The 565-nt window shown below is 68.5% G+C and carries 1 protein-coding gene; it reads right to left on the bottom strand.

Features of this window, described 5'->3' with window-relative positions; all coding sequences use genetic code 11:
* A partial coding sequence (locus GOSPT_RS12090) for an MFS transporter (protein ID WP_005206474.1) occupies positions 1-565 on the bottom strand: 565 nt, incomplete at both ends.

The following is a 565-nucleotide window of genomic DNA, read 5'->3' as shown; positions in this document are numbered from 1 at the left end:
AGTTGTAGGACCGTCTCCGAACGGCCGAAGGCGGATGCCCGCGAACGTTCGGGAAGGTCGTCCTGGATCGACGAATCGAGGCACACCTTGCCGATCGCGCTGGTCCCGGACGCGACGAAGCCCGCGACCACCGCGAGCAACACGTTGCCGAAGATCGCGGCGAGCACTGCGACGATGAAGCAGGCGGCGGTCGCCCACACGATCACCTTCGGTGGATTCTTCAGTTCCAGCCGCGTCCCGACGCCGTTACCGATCGCGTTGCCGACTCCGGCAGCCGCGCCGACCGCGCCGAGCAGCGCGAGCTGCATCCATCCGCTGTGCGAGCCCTGCGCTTTGGCGTAGAACGCGATGTAGAGCGTCATGAAGCCGGTGAGGATGCGGATCGTTCCGTTGCCCCACAGCCCCGCGACGACGGTCCGGCCCAGCGGCTGGCGCATGGTCTTGGCGATCTCACGCGCTCCGCGCCTGGCACGGGAGGTGCGTCCCGAACCCGACCCGGCCTCCGGCTGATGCGGCTCGTGGTAGGTGAGGGTGGTGGGCACCTCACCCTCGGTGACCTCGACCC

The organism is Gordonia sputi NBRC 100414 (genome assembly GCF_000248055.1).
Classification (GTDB): Bacteria; Actinomycetota; Actinomycetes; order Mycobacteriales; family Mycobacteriaceae; genus Gordonia; species Gordonia sputi.
Note: the sequence above shows the minus strand (reverse complement) of the source record. Positions and strands in the feature narration are given on the sequence as shown.